At 58.5% G+C, this 776-nt stretch carries 1 pseudogene; it reads left to right on the forward strand.

The window, feature by feature from the left end:
• A pseudogene (locus NKI72_RS35280) lies at positions 1 to 776 on the forward strand (calcium-binding protein); the annotation flags it as partial.

Consider the following 776-nt stretch of genomic DNA (forward strand, 5'->3'; position numbering starts at 1 on the left):
ACCAATCCGGATTTTACCAACACCTACAATCCGGCCAACACGCATATCGACTATTTTGGAATAGACCCCTATCCGGTGCGCACGGGAACGGACACTGTCGACTACGACATGATCGACCGAGCCGTGGCTGCAGCGGTGAAATCCGGCATCCCGATCAGCAACATCGTTCCGGTCTATCAGGCCTTCGGTGGCGGCAATTGGGAGACTTCCGATGGCGGCAGACAGGTCATGCCCACCGCCGAACAGATGCAAATCATGATCGATCATTGGGCCAAGCTGGTTCCGTCACCCGCCTTCGACTATACCTACAAATGGGGAACGCAGAACGGCGACACCGCATTAGAGAGCTCTCCGGAACTACAAGCCGTTTTCCGGGAGCACAACCTCGCAACGACTGGGACCGAACCGCCTCCAGTCGACACAAGCGACACCTTGTATGGCACCAGCGGCGACGATGTGTTCCACGGCGCCGGCGGCCACACGATGATCGGCTATGGTGGCAATGACACCTATTATGTCGAAGATGTCCGCGACAAGGAGATTGAGGCAGCAGGCGGCGGTACCGACAAAGTGCTCGCGTCCGTAAGTCATACCCTTGCGGGCGGGTCGGAGATCGAGCTTCTCGCCACCAGCAATCCGTCCGGCACGATGGCGGTCACCCTTGTCGGCAACGAATTCGCCCAGACTATCCAGGGCAATGCCGGCGCCAATGTCATCAACGGCCTCGGCGGCGCTGACACAATGACCGGCTATGGCGGCAATGACACCTACTATGT

This window comes from Mesorhizobium sp. M0437, assembly GCF_040321335.1.
In the GTDB taxonomy this organism is placed as follows: domain Bacteria; phylum Pseudomonadota; class Alphaproteobacteria; order Rhizobiales; family Rhizobiaceae; genus Mesorhizobium.